This is a genomic window from Paenarthrobacter sp. OM7, from assembly GCF_029873575.1.
Lineage (GTDB): Bacteria > Actinomycetota > Actinomycetes > Actinomycetales > Micrococcaceae > Arthrobacter.
This window is the reverse complement of record NZ_CP123579.1, coordinates 2774909-2790646: the sequence shown is the minus strand read 5'-3', so window position 1 is coordinate 2790646 and position 15738 is coordinate 2774909. Positions and strand designations below refer to the sequence as shown.

The 15738-nt window shown below is 62.7% G+C and carries 11 protein-coding genes and 2 tRNA genes; 9 read left to right on the top strand and 4 right to left on the bottom strand.

Annotation, left to right across the window (positions count from 1 at the left end; translation table 11 throughout):
• The first annotated feature begins 23 nt into the window (after positions 1-23).
• Entirely contained in the window at positions 24-491 is a 468-nt protein-coding gene (locus QEH68_RS12865) for a MarR family transcriptional regulator (RefSeq protein WP_242703328.1), read from the top strand.
• 100 nt (positions 492-591) lie between these two features.
• Here QEH68_RS12865 and QEH68_RS12860 read toward each other — a convergent pair.
• The 4 genes from QEH68_RS12860 to QEH68_RS12845 form a co-directional block, all read right to left on the bottom strand.
• A tRNA-Lys gene (locus QEH68_RS12860) sits at positions 592-667 on the bottom strand.
• A 192-nt stretch (positions 668-859) separates the two neighbouring features.
• A tRNA-Lys gene (locus QEH68_RS12855) sits at positions 860-935 on the bottom strand.
• A 117-nt stretch (positions 936-1052) separates the two neighbouring features.
• Entirely contained in the window at positions 1053-2219 is a 1167-nt protein-coding gene (locus tag QEH68_RS12850; protein WP_280623043.1) for a PQQ-dependent sugar dehydrogenase, read from the bottom strand.
• Positions 2220-2273: 54 nt separating this feature from the next.
• Positions 2274-3302, bottom strand: coding sequence for a hypothetical protein (locus QEH68_RS12845; protein ID WP_280623042.1), 1029 nt, complete (start codon positions 3300-3302; stop codon positions 2274-2276).
• A 181-nt stretch (positions 3303-3483) separates the two neighbouring features.
• Between QEH68_RS12845 and QEH68_RS12840 the strand changes: the two genes are divergently transcribed.
• The 8 genes from QEH68_RS12840 (at position 3484) to QEH68_RS12805 (ending at position 15718) form a co-directional block, all read left to right on the top strand.
• Positions 3484-4416, top strand: a complete 933-nt coding sequence (locus QEH68_RS12840; RefSeq protein ID WP_280623041.1) for a LysR family transcriptional regulator — start codon at positions 3484-3486, stop codon at positions 4414-4416.
• A gap of 120 nt (positions 4417-4536) precedes the next feature.
• Positions 4537-6255, top strand: coding sequence for a dihydroxy-acid dehydratase (gene ilvD / locus QEH68_RS12835; protein ID WP_207593838.1), 1719 nt, complete (start codon positions 4537-4539; stop codon positions 6253-6255).
• Between the two features lie 290 nt (positions 6256-6545).
• Positions 6546-8450 (top strand): acetolactate synthase large subunit, encoded by a 1905-nt coding sequence (locus tag QEH68_RS12830; protein WP_207593837.1) that lies wholly within the window; start codon positions 6546-6548, stop codon positions 8448-8450.
• Between the two features lie 2 nt (positions 8451-8452).
• The gene (gene ilvN, locus QEH68_RS12825; RefSeq protein ID WP_021470923.1) at positions 8453-8965 is read left to right on the top strand and encodes an acetolactate synthase small subunit; all 513 of its coding nucleotides are present in this window, start codon (positions 8453-8455) and stop codon (positions 8963-8965) included.
• Positions 8966-9031: 66 nt separating this feature from the next.
• Positions 9032-10057, top strand: coding sequence for a ketol-acid reductoisomerase (gene ilvC / locus QEH68_RS12820; RefSeq protein ID WP_026540216.1), 1026 nt, complete (start codon positions 9032-9034; stop codon positions 10055-10057).
• Positions 10058-10344: 287 nt separating this feature from the next.
• Positions 10345-11940 carry a phosphoglycerate dehydrogenase gene (gene serA / locus QEH68_RS12815; RefSeq protein WP_207593836.1) on the top strand — a complete coding sequence of 532 codons (1596 nt, stop codon included), beginning with the start codon at positions 10345-10347 and terminating at the stop codon, positions 11938-11940.
• 215 nt (positions 11941-12155) lie between these two features.
• A complete protein-coding gene (locus QEH68_RS12810; protein ID WP_280623040.1) occupies positions 12156-14966 on the top strand; it encodes an FtsX-like permease family protein in 2811 nt (936 codons plus the stop codon).
• Complete coding sequence (locus QEH68_RS12805; RefSeq protein WP_207593834.1) at positions 14963-15718, top strand: ATP-binding cassette domain-containing protein; 756 nt, start codon at positions 14963-14965, stop codon at positions 15716-15718. Before QEH68_RS12810 ends, QEH68_RS12805 begins: the two co-directional genes overlap by 4 nt.
• Positions 15719-15738 lie beyond the last annotated feature (20 nt).

The window sequence follows — 15738 nt, the reverse complement described above, 5'->3', positions numbered from 1 at the left end:
CCGTCCGCGCATATACTGTCGGCATGCCAGATATGGAGAGATGGCCCACCACCCGATTGCTTTCGACAGCTGCGCGCCTGGTGGAAATCTCGTGGAACGAAAAATTGAAGTCCATCGGCCTTACCCACGCCGGGGTCATTGCCATGCAAGTGCTTGCCGCCAAAGGCGCAATTACGCAGGCGGCGTTGGCCGAAGTCGCACGGGTCAAGGCCCAGACAATGGGTACTACTCTTGCGCGGTTGGAGCTGCACGGGCACATCGCGCGCCAGCGCAGCGACTCCGACCGCAGGAGCCATGTGGTGACCCTGACAGAGGCCGGCAGTGCAGCTCTCGCAGAAGCAGTGAAGCTTGAGCAGGACGTCTTGGCGCCCGTTGCCGTTGATACCGCACGATTGCGGGAGGAACTGAGGATTGTCGTCCGGGGGCTCGCTGGTTTACCGGCTCCTGAGCCGGAACCCAGCGACGAAGCCACCGACGTCGCGCAAAGCTGACCTACCCCAGGGCCCGATCCACGGCGTTCCGTCCCGGAACGCCGTGGATCGGAAACATAAAAGGCTCCGGATCGTTTTCACGATCCGGAGCCTTTGTTATTGGTGCACCCCCCGGGACTCGAACCCGGAACCCATTGATTAAGAGTCAATTGCTCTGCCAGTTGAGCTAGAGGTGCAGCTGTTGTTTCGTGCTCTCAGGGGAATTCGTATTCCTCGTTGAGCTCCGCAACGACAAATAACTCTACACCAGATTTCGACACTTCAAAACCATCATGACCCCGGAGTGATGCATGCCATGAAGAGATGATTCCAAAGCCCTGCGGAAATGAAAAAAGGCCTTGGAGTGAAATTCACTCCAAGGCCTTCCTTGGTGCACCCCCCGGGACTCGAACCCGGAACCCATTGATTAAGAGTCAATTGCTCTGCCAGTTGAGCTAGAGGTGCAGCTGTTGAATTCGACCAAACCGGGAGCTTTTCTTTCCCCGGCGATCTCCGCAACGACATGTAACTCTACACGACATCCGCCCAACTGTGAAATCGGCCCGTGCCCCATCACTGACCCTACGACGCGACCCGCAGAATCAGCGCAAAGTCGGGGTTTCTGTTGTTGCTGACCAGCCATAAAGTGCCGTCCGGGGCGCGGGCGACATCCCTCAGCCGCCCGTGCTGTCCTGTGAAATAGGCCACAGGTTCTCCGGTTGACTCGCCGTCGAGCGGTACCGTCCACAGCCGTTGACCGCGAAGGGCGCCTGTGTACGCCACGTCGCCGACGATCTCCAGGCCGCTCGGAGAAGCTTCAGATGTCGAAGGCCACACGACCTTTGCATCGATCAGGCCGTTCCTTCCCGGTGCGCCGGTGACTGTGGGCCACCCGTAATTGCCGCCCGGCGTGATCAGGTTCAACTCGTCATCCACGTCCGGGCCGAACTCGCTGGCCCACAACCTTCCCTCGCTGTCCCATGCCAAACCCTGGACGTTGCGGTGTCCGTAGCTGAAGACGGGATTGTCGCCGAAGGGATTTCCGGGTGCCGGCCGTCCCTCGGGGGTGATGCGCAGGATCTTGCCACCCAAGGCATTGGTGTCCTGCGGCTGATCCCGGCGTTGCGAGTCTCCCGTGCCCACGTAGAGGAACCCGTCGGGGCCAAAGCGGATTCGCCCCCCGTTGTGGGTTGAAGCCTTCGAAATTCCCGAAAAAATTACGTCGGGTTCGCCCAGCGACAACGTCCCCCCGCTGTCTTCGCCCAGCTTCATCCTTGCAATGCGGTTGTCGCTGGCGGACGTGAAATAGGCATAGAGCCAGCGGTCGTTCTGGAACGTCGGAGACACTGCGAGGCCCAGGAGGCCGCCTTCGCCTCCAGGGACGACGCCGGCAACCTCGCCTACGGTGGTGGACCTGCCATCACTGATGGCTTTGACCTGGGCGGAGTCGCGCTCTGATACCACTGCGGTTCCATCCGGCAGGAACACCACCGACCACGGCAGCTGCAACCCGACGTCGAGCTTTTCAGTAATCTCGGGAGCCTGCCGGCTGCCGGCTGTCCCTTGACCTCCTGCTGGCCTTTCGCTGCTGCCGGGGCTGGAAGGCACTGGGGCCGTGGTGGTGGGGTTCGGCGTTACCGCGGTTCCCGGGGATGACGGGCTGCCCGTGCAGCCTGTCATCACCAGGATTGTCGCGAACGCGGCGGCAAACATCAGCAGTCTTCGCCGTTCCGGTGAGTGCGTGCCCATGCCAGCGTCCGTTACCGAGGTCCGTAGTTACCGGTCAAGTGGTGGCTTGCCGGGTCAGTGCCTGTTGCGCCTTGGTGGCCTGAACCCCGCGGCCTCTGCATGCGCGGCCGATTCAAACCACACGTCAGCGGCAACGTCGTCATAGTCCGCAGTGTCTTCGTCGTGGTACGTCATGGCCGCCGCGTTGGCTTTGACGGGATAGGCGTCTCCCGCAATGCTGGAGGAGCCGGTTCCGTAGGGGTGCTCGGCGGCAAGGTGCCCGGAGGTTGTGGGGTCCTCTGCCGCTGCAGACTCGGCGCCCGGGAGGGTGGGGGAGTGCGCGTCCGTGTACTCGTGGTGGTGGACTGGAGCCCCTGATGAGTCGGTCCATGTCGATTCCCACTCGGCCTTGTCTGCAGCATCCTTGCCTGCGGGCTCCGAAGCACCCGCATCCCAGTCGTCAACGTCGCCAGGATCGGCTGTGTCTGCCGTGTCAGCTGTGTGCCCCGTGTCAGCCGAGTACACAGCGGCGTCGGTGTCGACTGTCGGCCGGGCCACCACGGGTTCCTCAACCACCGGTTCCTCCACCACGGGAGCGGCAACGACGGGCTCCTCCACTGTGAGGCCGGGGGTGGGAGACGGCGCGGGGTCGGGAGATGGGGCTGCCACTGGTTCCCGGGCGGGTTGCACGAGTGATTCGTCACCCGTAAGTGCGGCTGGCCCAGCCTTTATGTCCCCGGCCAACGACTCGTCGTCAGCCTCCTGGTCCCTGCGGGCTTTGAGGTCAGCTGGTTCATCAGCGATGGACTCGTCCACTGATTCCCGGGCGGGTTGCCCTGCTGGTTCCCTTGCCGGATCCCGGGGGGATTCGTCGCCGGAGGGGCCGCTGCCCTCGGCGGCCGCCTTACCCAGGTTGGTGACGCCGGCCAGGCCCGCCACCCCGGCTGTTGCTGCGGCCGCATCCGGCAGGGTTGTGGTGTTGGCTGGCTCCATTGCGGCGGGAGCCTGGGTTGAGGACGAATTACGTGCTTTGTTGCGGTTCATAAGCCACCAAACAATGGCAATGGCCAACACAATGACAATGACCCAAATTATCCAGTCCATGTGGATGCCCTTCTGCTCACAGGGGTGCAGTTCGTGGTGTTCCTGACGTTACGTGCCTGCTAATGGGCTGTCCAGCCTTTGACCTGCTGTTCCATGGAATGTGATCAGTCTGCTGAGGAAAATCGCGGGTGCTGCAAAATCATGGGGAATGGAATTCCTTCGGGTCGCCTAGTCTGGCTGAATGGACGTGAAAAGACTGCAGATTCTGCGCGAGTTGGCAGACCGTCAAAGTGTGGGTGCCACGGCTGAGGCGATGAATGTCACGGCGTCGGCAGTCTCGCAGCAACTGAAGACGTTGCAGGCGGAAATTGGTGTTGTGCTGGTGGAAAAGGTCGGCAGGGGTGTGCAGCTCACCGAAGCGGGATACGCCATGGCGGCCGCGGCTGCCGACATCGCCACAGCCATGGCGCGGGCTGAGTCCACGATCGACACCTACAGGAAGGGATGGCAGACCCGCGTGTCCGCAGCGTTCTTCCCCAGCGCGGCAGAAATGCTGCTGCCCGGGATGCTGCATCGGGTGTCCTCTGTAGAGGGGCTGACTTTCGACGCGCATTTCGAGGATCCGGGAACCGCGCACTTCGCGCCCTTGGTGGCCGACTACGACATTGTCCTTGCCCACAGCGTGGACGGCCCGGAAGTATTTGCCCGGCAGGGCCTGACGGTGGTTCCGCTGCTCGAAGAAGCCCTCGACGTCGCTGTGCCTGCGGGCCACCCGCTGGCAGCCAAGGCGAGGTTAAGTCCCAGCGATGTTGTTGACTACCCCTGGATCGGTGTACCGGAGGGATTTCCCTTTGACACTGTCCTTCGCCAAATCGAGCTCCATGCGGGCCGACAGGCCAACCGTGGCCAGCGGTATCCGGACCTGCGGGTGCTGGAGGCACTGGTGGGTGCGGGCCATGGGATCTGCCTCCTCCCGCGGTACACGGCCCGGGCCAGTGCCAGACGGGGCCTGGTGCTGCGGCCACTCACGGAGGTGAAGGCCAGCAGGAGCATCGTGGCACTTTCCCGCCAGGAGGTAGCCGCCCGGGGAACCATCGCGATCGTCCTTGACATGCTCAGGAGTGAAGCCGCGGAAATCGCCACGGAGCTTCGGGACTCCCCTCCGGGTACGTAACCCCGGGACCGCAGTACCGGCCTGCCGGGAAACCTTGTTTGCCCTGCAATATTTGGTCGATCGTGCTTAACCCGGCATGGAACAGCGGCGGCGGCAGCGAGGTACCCATAGACTTTGCTCATGAGTGACACCGAGATTGCGACAGACATCACGCCGGACATCAAGCCCCGCAGCCGGGTGGTCACCGATGGCATCCACGCTGCACCCGCCCGTGGGATGTTCCGTGCGGTTGGCATGGGAGACGACGACTTCGCCAAGCCGCAAATTGGTGTCGCCAGTTCATGGAACGAAATCACGCCCTGCAACCTCTCCCTCAACCGCCTTGCACAAGGCGCCAAAGAAGGCGTCCACGCCGGCGGTGGCTTTCCCATGCAGTTCGGCACGATTTCCGTTTCGGACGGCATCTCCATGGGACACGAAGGCATGCACTTCTCGCTCGTTTCCCGCGAGGTCATTGCCGACTCTGTGGAGACCGTGATGCAGGCCGAGCGTATTGACGGTTCGGTCCTGCTGGCTGGTTGCGACAAATCCCTTCCCGGGATGCTCATGGCTGCTGCCCGCCTGGACCTCGCCTCCGTCTTCCTTTACGCCGGCTCCATCATGCCCGGATGGGTCAAGCTCGAGGACGGCTCGGAAAAGGAAGTCACCCTCATTGACGCCTTCGAAGCCGTGGGTGCGTGCGCCGCAGGCAAGATGAGCATGGAAGACCTCACCCGCATCGAAAAAGCCATCTGCCCCGGCGAAGGCGCCTGTGGCGGCATGTACACGGCCAACACCATGGCCTGCATCGGCGAAGCCCTGGGAATGTCGCTGCCGGGCTCAGCCGCCCCGCCGTCGGCAGACCGCCGTCGTGATGACTTCGCCCGCAAGTCCGGCGAAGCGGTGGTCAACCTGCTGCGCCTGGGAATCACGGCCCGCGACATCATGACCAAGAAGGCCTTCGAAAACGCCATTGCCGTCACTATGGCTTTCGGTGGTTCCACCAATGCCGTCCTGCACTTGCTGGCCATTGCCCGCGAGGCAGAAGTTGAGCTGACGCTCGATGACTTCAACCGAATCGGTGACAAGATTCCGCACCTCGGCGACCTGAAGCCCTTTGGCCGCTACGTCATGACTGACGTGGACAAGATCGGCGGCGTGCCCGTCATCATGAAGGCACTGCTCGACGCCGGACTGCTGCACGGTGACTGCCTCACCGTGACCGGCAAGACACTCGCCGAAAACCTCGCCTCGATCAACCCGCCGGACCTTGATGGCAAGATCCTCCGCGCCTTGGACAATCCAATCCACAAGACCGGTGGCATCACCATCCTCCACGGTTCCATGGCGCCCGAAGGCGCCGTTGTGAAGAGCGCCGGCTTCGATGCGGACGTCTTTGAAGGCACTGCGCGTGTCTTCGAGCGTGAACAGGGGGCCCTCAGCGCGTTGGACAACGGCGAAATCAATAAGGGCGACGTCGTGGTGATCCGCTACGAAGGCCCCAAGGGCGGCCCGGGCATGCGCGAGATGCTGGCGATCACCGGAGCCATCAAGGGCGCAGGGCTGGGCAAGGATGTGCTCCTGCTTACCGATGGCCGTTTCTCGGGCGGCACCACCGGATTGTGCATTGGCCACGTTGCGCCAGAAGCGGTCGACGGCGGTCCCATCGCCTTCGTGAAGGACGGGGACCGCATCCGTGTGGACATCGCCGCGCGCTCGTTCGACCTCTTGGTGGACGAGGCCGAGCTCGAGGCCCGCAAGGAGGGCTGGGAGCCCCTGCCGGCCAAGTTCACCAAGGGTGTGCTGGCCAAATACGCCAAGCTTGTCCACAGTGCCTCCACGGGGGCGTACTGCGGGTAATTCCTGCTCCGGACTCCGCCCGCCCTAAGGGCGGAGTCCGGCAGGCGGACATGGCTGTCCAAATAGTGAGATACGATTGTGGTCAATTGACACGTATCTCACTTTGAGGGAACACTGAACGCATGATCACATTCGTTACCGTCGGCGTCGTCGTCCTTACCAAGCGCGTGGCTTAGCCCGACTGGTAACGAACCGTCACGCGCAAACCCCTCGAAGAGCCGGAAGGCTGAGGGGTTTTTTTATTCCCCGAGCAAGACCCATCTATTGAAGATCCACTAAGGAAGAGTCCGATGAGCAAAGGATCGCCGATCAGCCCCTCGCTGATGGCTGCAAAGTCCGCTGGAGCCTACAAAGCTCCGGAAAAGGTCGACCGTACGGCTGAGTCCGTCGTCGTCGACGCTGCTGCACCTCTCTCTCCTGTACTTGGGCCGAACACCGTTGTACCCCCAACGGTGATGTCCGGCTCGCAAGCAATTGTCCGTTCGCTCGAAGAACTCGGCGTGGACGATATTTTCGGTTTGCCCGGTGGCGCGATCCTGCCCACCTACGACCCCTTGATGGCCTCCAGCATGAATCACATCCTGGTCCGTCACGAACAGGGAGCCGGCCACGCCGCGCAAGGCTACGCCATGGTTACCGGACGGGTTGGCGTTTGCATCGCCACCTCCGGCCCCGGTGCCACCAACCTCGTTACCGCCATCATGGACGCCCACATGGACTCCGTGCCGATGGTGGCCATCACCGGCCAGGTGTCCAGCGGAGTCATCGGCACCGATGCCTTCCAGGAAGCGGACATCGTGGGTATCACGATGCCCATCACCAAGCACTCGTTCCTGGTGACCGACCCCAATGACATCCCGCACGTCATGGCAGAGGCATTCCACCTCGCGTCCACGGGCCGCCCGGGACCCGTCCTGGTGGACATCGCCAAGGACGCCCAGGTGGGCCAGATGACCTTCTCCTGGCCGCCCAAGGTGGATCTGCCGGGATACCGCCCCGTGGTGCGGGGTCACAATAAGCAGGTCCGCGAAGCTGCCAAGCTGATCGCTGCTGCCAGCAAGCCGGTCCTGTACGTGGGCGGCGGCGTAGTCAAGGGCCACGCCTCGGCTGAGCTCATGGAACTGGCGCTGGCTACCGGCGCTCCCGTGGTCACCACACTGATGGCGCGCGGCGCCTTCCCTGATTCGCATCCCCAGCATGTTGGCATGCCCGGCATGCACGGTTCAGTCTCCGCCGTGACTGCCCTCCAGCAGGCCGACCTCCTGATCACCCTGGGAGCCCGGTTCGATGACCGCGTTACCGGCGTGCTGAAGACCTTCGCCCCGTTTGCCAAGGTCATCCACGCTGATATCGACCCCGCGGAAATCTCCAAGAACCGCACCGCGGACGTCCCGATCGTTGGCTCGGTCAAGGAGATCATCCCCGAACTCACCGAAGCCGTGAAGACGCAGTTTGAACTAAGCGGCACCCCGGACCTGGATTCATGGTGGGCTTTCCTTGGAAACCTGCGCGACACGTACCCGCTGGGCTGGACCGAGCCGGAAGACGGGCTCACCGCACCCCAGCGCGTGATCAAGCGCATCGGCGAGCTCACCGGTCCCGAAGGCATCTATGTTGCCGGCGTCGGCCAGCACCAGATGTGGGCCGCCCAGTTCATCAAGTACGAACGGCCCCACGCCTGGCTGAACTCCGGTGGAGCAGGAACCATGGGATACTCGGTTCCGGCAGCAATGGGTGCCAAGGTTGGTGAGCCGGACCGCGTGGTCTGGGCCATCGACGGTGACGGCTGCTTCCAGATGACCAATCAGGAACTGGCTACCTGCGCCATCAACAACATCCCCATCAAGGTGGCCATCATCAACAACTCCTCGCTGGGCATGGTCCGCCAATGGCAGACGCTGTTCTACGAGGGCCGCTACTCCAACACGGACCTGAACACAGGCCACGACACCGTCCGGATCCCGGACTTCGTGAAACTGGCTGATGCCTACGGTTGTGCAGCACTGCGGTGTGAGCGTGACGAAGACATCGACGCCACCATCCAGAAGGCACTCGAGATCAATGACCGTCCAGTGGTTATCGACTTCGTCGTCAGCCCCAACTCGATGGTGTGGCCCATGGTGCCTTCGGGCGTCAGCAATGACCAGATCCAGGTTGCCCGCAACATGACCCCGGAATGGGAAGAGGAGGACTAGGCATGACCCGCCACACACTGTCCGTTCTGGTAGAAGACAAGCCCGGCGTGCTGACCCGCGTGGCCAGCCTCTTTGCCCGGCGTGCATTCAACATCAATTCCCTGGCTGTGGGACCCACCGAGGTTCCCGGCATGTCCCGCATGACGGTTGTCGTCGACGCCGACGGCGACCTCATTGAGCAGGTCACCAAGCAGCTCAACAAATTGGTCAACGTGATCAAGATTGTGGAGCTGACTTCCGAATCTTCCGTACAACGCGACCACATCCTGGTCAAGGTACGTGCGGATGCCGCGACACGCCTGCAGGTTACCCAAGCTGCAGACTTGTTCCGTGCCGCCGTCGTCGACGTGTCCACAGACTCGTTGGTGATCGAGGCAACCGGTACCCCCGAGAAGCTCGCTGCACTGCTTTCAGTGCTCGAGCCGTTCGGCATCCGTGAAATCGTGCAGTCCGGCACCTTGGCCGTTGGACGGGGATCCCGCTCCATGAGTGACAGGGCGCTCCGCTCCGCGTGAGCAGAACGTCCAGTACCGCAGCACCACAATCACTATCTAAGAAACCACTCAAGAGGAGTTACGCAAGTGACTGAAATGTTCTACGACGACGACGCAGACCTGTCGATCATCCAGGGCCGTAAGGTAGCCATCGTTGGCTACGGCTCGCAGGGCCACGCCCACGCCCTGAACCTCCGCGATTCCGGCGTCGAGGTTGTTATCGCGCTGAAGGACGGCTCCAAGTCGGCCGCCAAGGCTGAAGACGCAGGCTTCACGGTCAAGAACGTTGCCGACGCCGCCGAATGGGCAGACGTCATCATGATCCTGGCTCCGGACCAGCACCAGCGCGCCATCTACAACGACTCCATCAAGGACAAGCTGACCGAAGGCAAGGCCCTGGCCTTCGCCCACGGCTTCAACATCCGTTTTGGTTACATCGAAGCTCCGGCCGGCGTTGACGTCATCCTGATCGCCCCGAAGGCTCCGGGCCACACGGTTCGCCGCGAATTCGAAGCCGGGCGCGGTATCCCGGACATCATCGCCGTCGAACAGGACGCCTCCGGTTCTGCATGGGACCTGGCGAAGTCCTACGCCAAGGCCATCGGCGGAACCCGCGCCGGCGTTATCAAGACCACCTTCACCGAAGAGACCGAAACCGATCTCTTCGGCGAGCAGTCCGTCCTTTGCGGCGGTGTCTCGCAGCTGGTCCAGTACGGCTTCGAAACCCTCACCGAAGCCGGCTACCAGCCGCAGATCGCCTACTTCGAGGTTCTCCACGAGCTCAAGCTCATTGTCGACCTCATGTGGGAAGGCGGCATCGCCAAGCAGCGCTGGAGCGTTTCCGATACCGCAGAGTACGGCGACTACGTCTCCGGCCCGCGCGTCATCACCCCCGAGGTGAAGGAAAACATGAAGGCTGTCCTCGCCGACATCCAGAGCGGTGCTTTCGCCAAGCGCTTCATCGATGACCAGGACAACGGTGGCACCGAGTTCAAGGAACTGCGTGCCAAGGCTGAGCAGCACCCCATCGAAGAGGTCGGCCGCGAACTGCGCTCCCTCTTCTCCTGGCAGCAGCAGGACGCTGACTACGTTGAAGGTTCTGCAGCCCGCTGATCCTTCGGCGCCGGCCTGACGGCCTCCGCCATAACGACGCGCCCGCCCGGTGGACAAAGCCGGGCGGGCGTTGCCGTATCACCGGCATTTCGCTCCCGTTTTCATCAGCCTCCTTGGCTGTGAACTTGTTCACAACGGCTACCGGCCCGGCCGTAACATCCCCCTCCGGCACCGGAATCGCTGCCCGTATTCGATATTCTGGGCTGGTCCCGGCGCCGTGCCCCGGGCCACGCATCCGCTCCTTGTCCAGTCCTGTCCCAAAGTTGTCCAAAGTAAGGTGCCTCCCCGTGTCAGCCAGCAAACCCGTCGTCCTCCTCGCCGAGGAACTTTCGCCCGCCACAGTCGAGGCTCTGGGCCCGGACTTCGAAATCCGCCAGACCGACGGCGCAGACCGTTCCCAGCTGCTGTCCGCAATCGTTGACGTTGACGCCATTTTGGTTCGCTCGGCTACCCAGGTGGATGCCGAAGCCATTGCCGCCGCGAAGAACTTGAAAGTCATCGCCCGCGCGGGTGTTGGGCTGGACAACGTGGACATCAAGGCCGCCACACAGGCAGGCGTCATGGTGGTCAACGCCCCGACGTCCAACATCGTCTCCGCCGCCGAGCTCACGGTAGGGCACATCCTCAGCTTGGCCCGCCACATTCCGCAGGCCAGCTCTGCGCTGAAGAACGGTGAGTGGAAGCGCTCCAAGTACACGGGAATTGAACTCTTCGAGAAGAAGATCGGCATCATCGGCCTGGGCCGAATCGGTGCTTTGGTTGCAGCGCGCCTCCAGGGTTTCGATACCCAGATCCTTGCGTACGACCCCTATATCACTTCAGCCCGCGCTGCCCAGCTGGGCGTCAAGCTGGTCACCTTGGATGAACTTTTGGAGAATTCCGACTTCATCACCATCCACATGCCCAAGACGCCGGAAACGGTGGGCATGCTCGGAGCCGACGCCTTCCGCAAGATGAAGGAAACGGCCTACGTGGTCAACGTAGCCCGTGGCGGCCTGGTGGACGAGGAAGCACTCCATGTTGCCCTGAAGGAAGGCCAGATCGCCGGCGCCGGTGTGGACGTCTTCGTCAAGGAGCCCAGCACGGACCTGCCGTTCTTCGAGTTCGACAACGTCATTGTGACCCCGCACCTGGGTGCTTCCACTGACGAAGCACAGGAGAAAGCCGGCGTCTCGGTGGCCAAGTCTGTTCGCCTGGCACTTGCCGGCGAGCTGGTGCCTGACGCTGTCAACGTCGCCGGCGGCGTCATCGCTCCGGATGTCCGCCCAGGCATCCCGCTGATCGAAAAGCTGGGCCGGATCTTCACTGCGCTGACCCACGCTTCCCTCACCCAGATCGATGTGGAAGTGGCGGGCGAAATTGCCGCCCTGGACGTCAAGGTGCTCGAACTTGCCGCACTGAAGGGCGTTTTCGCCGATGTGGTGACCGAGCAGGTCTCCTACGTGAATGCTCCTGTGATCGCCGAACAGCGCGGAATCAACACCCGCCTCATCACCACCCCGGATGCTGAGGACTACCGCAACGTCCTGACCATCCGCGGTGCCCTCAGCGATGGTTCCCAGATCTCCGTAGCCGGTACCCTCACGGGGCCCAAGCAGGTGGAGAAGCTCGTGGGTGTCAACGGGTACGACGTCGAAATCCCCATCAGCGAGCACTTGGTTGTGGTGGCCTATGCAGACCGTCCCGGCGTCATTGGCACCATCGGACACATTCTGGGCATGAACAACATCAACATCGGCGGAATGCAGGTGGCCCGCCAGACTGAAGGCGGCCAGGTTCTTGCGCTCCTGACCATCGACAGCTCTGTTCCGCAGCAGGTCCTGGAGGCCATCAAGGCCGGCATCGGAGCCGACATGGTCCGGGAAGTGGATCTGGAGGACTAGGGCTGCAACTGATTTCCATCAGCTGAGTTCGCGTGCCGGCGACACACCTTTGGCACGCAGGCGTGGCCGGTCTGCTTACAATGGCTGGGTCCGGGATTCGGACCCGGCAGCAGGCCGGCCACAACTTTTGCACCTAAAGCCCGGTATTCCCTTGTGTCTTTTGAGGAATTCCGGTCTCTGTGTGCGCGCCCGCAATCAAGGTCTCAGGGAGCCCAATGAACGCCGTCCAAAGGTTCATCAGAAGCCGTGTGCTGCTGCTGACCGCGGCCATTTTGATCGTCGCAATGTGCTTGTCCGTCCTCGTCCAAAGCCAGTCACAGGCTGCTTTGAACCGGACAGTGGATGAGAACTCGCGGGGACTCTACGACATCCTGGTCCAGGCCAAGCCGGACCAGGCCCAAGATGGCGACGGCGGTGCTTTGATCCAGCCGGAAATCGCCAACGGCCAAGGCGGCATCAGCTTTGAGCAGCTGGAGAAGATCCGCACCATGGGCCAAACGGCTGTGGCCGCCCCCATCAGCCTGGTTTCGCGCGTTTCGCAGAACCTGGAGGCTCCCCGCCTCAATGCCATGGACTACCTCGGGTACAACGCCGGCCTGGCCGGAGCCGTGACCGCGGGGGATCCTTCGGCCATGGATTCCAGCAAATGGCCCGCTGCGGAATCGGTGTTGTCCGATACCCCCAAGAAGTACCGCCTGACGGCCTCTGCCACGAGTTCTGACGGTGTGAACCAGCAGACGCTCTTCAAGACCAGCGCAGAGGGCACCTTGGGCAAGGGCCGCTTGATCCAGGAGCAGGCTGCGGGCGGCTCCAACGTCAGGATCGCCGGACCCGAAGGCGAGACCGGCATCAAATTCCCGGCTCCCGCACTTGGCTCCGAGCACAATCTTTTCAACCTCTCGGTGGCGCTGCCCCTGGCCCCTGAGGTGACCGAGTCCGTCGTCGCGGTGGACCCCGCCGCCGAAAGGGCGCTGTTGGGATCCGCAGGCGACTTCCTGGCACCCCTTGAGAAGGCTCCGCCGGCCGATGCGCGTGACGCAGGAGCAATCGGACGCCACTTCGAAAGCCTTTTCACCACAGGCCTCAGCATGGACCAGTTGGAAGAAGGTCCTGACTTTCTGGGCGTCAAGCTCAAGTACTGGGCGCCGCTGATGACCCAGTACCAGCAGGCCAAGCGTGACGGTTTGCTGACTGACGATTCCCAGGCCATCCCGCTGATTGTCCGCTCCGGCACCTCCCTTGACCTGCAGTACTCGGTGAAGATCGAGGAACTGGATGCCAGTGGCAAGGTAGTCAATGAGGTCGGCACGGTGACGCGGAGCCTGGACAAGGATTACCTCCCCTTCGTGTCCAAGTCGCCGTTCGCCCTCGAATGGCCGGGTTCAACAGATCACAGCAAGCTGCTCGGAAGCACGGCTTCCTTCAGCCAAGGCCTGTACAACCCCGCCACCTGGAGCGCGGCGTTTGCAGCAGCCCCCAAGTACAAGGACGGCGACGAAGCTTCCAACGGCGCTTCGGACAAGAGCGCGACGCCGGGGGACTGGGTGACGGTCAACCGCCTGCCTGAGAAGTCCTCCTTCGGTGCCGCCGTGGACCAGACGCAGCGCAAACCAGTCGATGAGCGCTCCTACCGCGAGGACCTGGAAACAGGCAAGAAGCCGGCCGCGCCGCTGCCCATGGTGTACGGCACGTTTGACCCCGCCGACGTCCAGTCAGCAGCCGGGGACGTCAACAAGCTGCCTCTGGGCGGCTACGATCCCACGCCGATGACGCTCACCAAGGACGCTGAGGGCAAGGATGTCGAAGGCACGGAACTGAAGCCTTCGTTGAGCGCTACGGGCCTGGTCAGCCAGTCCGCCGGTGCCATCACCGATTACTACGGTCTAGCCGCAGCCCGTGGCTACGACACCAACGCCGACGTTATTGACGCCGTCCGGGTCAAGGCCTCGGCCGCCGGCAACTGGAAAACGGCCCAGCCCGAGGTGGAGAAGCTGGCCACGCAGATTCGCGGGCTCGGCCTTGAAGCCACAGTCGTTGCAGGTTCCGCGCGCGAAGATGCCAATATCTTTGTTTCCGGCTACAGCAAGGACGACGCCGGCAAGGAATCACCGTTGGGCACCGTCCAGCAGTCCTGGGTCCGCCAGGATGCGGCCGATGCCGTCTCCGGTTCGCTGACCGGTACCAACATCACCTTGCTCTTCCTGACGCTCTTGGGCGCAACTCTCCTGACAGGCGCCTCGACGGTCAGCTACATCCGCCAACGCCGGAGCGAAGCAGGCATTCTCAGGGCGATGGGCTGGACGCAGAAACGCATCCGGTCCTGGGTCCTTGAAGAGTTTGCGGTGGGAGCTGCGGCCCTTGCTGCGGCCGGTCTCATCCTGAGCCTGCTCAGCTGGAATATTGCCACCGTCATTGTTTCCGTGACCATGCTCATCATCTACAGCGGAGCCGCGCTGCTGGCAGCCCAGCAGCTGCGTCACCGTGTAGTGATCGACCAGGAACCGCAGCACGATGATCGCCTGGTAACGGTGGATTCCCCGTTGACGTTCGCCAACCGGCAGCTCACCACCAACCGGTTCAACTCCATCTCCCTTGCCGTGGCAGTAGGCGTGTTCGGCGCTGCAGTGGGTGCCCTGATCGCCCTGCTGATTGACATCCCCCGCGCAGCCGGTGCCAGTGCTTTGAGTGGCCTGGCAGCTGCAAGCATCGCCTTGCCGAGCGTCATTCTGGCGGTCTTCGGAGTCGTGGTGGGCTTGCTGCTGACCCTTGTGACCGGGCGCTTTGAACTCCATGCCAAGCGGGAGTACCTCGGTACCTTGAAGGCCATGGGCTGGAACCCGGACATGCTGGGCCAGGTCCGCTTCTTCGAGAACGCACTTGTAGGCACAGTGGCTCTTCCCTTGGGCGTCCTTGGCGCCTTGGGGCTGGGACTGCTGCTGGCTCCCTACGCGGCCCTGTGGGCCGGTCTGGCCGGACTGCTGGCCGTAATTTGCTGGATTCCGATTGCAACGAAAGTAGTCAAATGACTGACAAACTCAACCCCGAGCTGGCGGCCACCCCGGAATCCACGGAAGAGTCGCTGCAGACCCGCGCCAACACGATCGTGAAGGCCTCCGACCACGCAACTCCCTTGGAATTGAGCCGCGTGACCATCCACTACGGCGGCGACAAGGGCGGCGCCGAGGAAGTGGACGTCGTTGACGACTTCAACCTCACCCTGCACGCCGGTGAGATGCACTGCATCGCCGGCCGAAGCGGCTCCGGCAAGACCAGCATCTTGACCGTGAGCGCCGGACTGACGCTCCCGACGTCGGGCAAGGTCTTTTGGGAGGGCGTGCCGCTGGACACCATGGGCGATGACGAAATTGCTGACCGCCGCCGCGCGCTCATCGGCTATGTGGACCAGGGCGGCGCCCTGATCGACGGCATGAGCGCCCTGGAGAACGTCCTGCTTCCCGCGGTGCCCGATGGCGAAGTGGAACAGCGGACGGAAATGGCCAAGGACCTCCTGGACCTGGTGGGCCTGGGTCGCCGCATGCGGCACCGTCCCGCACAGCTCTCCGGCGGTGAGCGCCAGCGCGTCGCCATCGCCCGCGCGCTGATCCTGGGCACCCGTGTGCTGGTAGTGGATGAACCCACGGCCAGCCTGGACCGGGCAGCAGCCAACCGCATTATCGGGATCCTGAAGGACACCACGAGCGATGGCATCGCTGTCCTGGTGGCCTCCCATGACCACGAGCTGGTGCGGCTCAGCGATACGCTGACCGAACTTAACTAAGCTATTTCATCCCAAAAAAA

Excerpts from the sequence above, each read along its gene's own strand:
- QEH68_RS12830 (WP_207593837.1), top strand. The coding sequence starts at position 6,546 with ATGAGCAAAGGATCGCCGATCAGCCCCTCGCTGATGGCTGCAAAGTCC.
- QEH68_RS12865 (WP_242703328.1), top strand. The coding sequence starts at position 24 with ATGCCAGATATGGAGAGATGGCCCACCACCCGATTGCTTTCGACAGCT.
- QEH68_RS12805 (WP_207593834.1), top strand. The coding sequence starts at position 14,963 with ATGACTGACAAACTCAACCCCGAGCTGGCGGCCACCCCGGAATCCACG.
- ilvN (WP_021470923.1), top strand. The coding sequence starts at position 8,453 with ATGACCCGCCACACACTGTCCGTTCTGGTAGAAGACAAGCCCGGCGTG.
- QEH68_RS12840 (WP_280623041.1), top strand. The coding sequence starts at position 3,484 with ATGGACGTGAAAAGACTGCAGATTCTGCGCGAGTTGGCAGACCGTCAA.
- QEH68_RS12845 (WP_280623042.1), bottom strand. The coding sequence starts at position 3,302 with ATGGACTGGATAATTTGGGTCATTGTCATTGTGTTGGCCATTGCCATT.
- QEH68_RS12810 (WP_280623040.1), top strand. The coding sequence starts at position 12,156 with ATGAACGCCGTCCAAAGGTTCATCAGAAGCCGTGTGCTGCTGCTGACC.
- ilvD (WP_207593838.1), top strand. The coding sequence starts at position 4,537 with ATGAGTGACACCGAGATTGCGACAGACATCACGCCGGACATCAAGCCC.
- QEH68_RS12850 (WP_280623043.1), bottom strand. The coding sequence starts at position 2,219 with ATGGGCACGCACTCACCGGAACGGCGAAGACTGCTGATGTTTGCCGCC.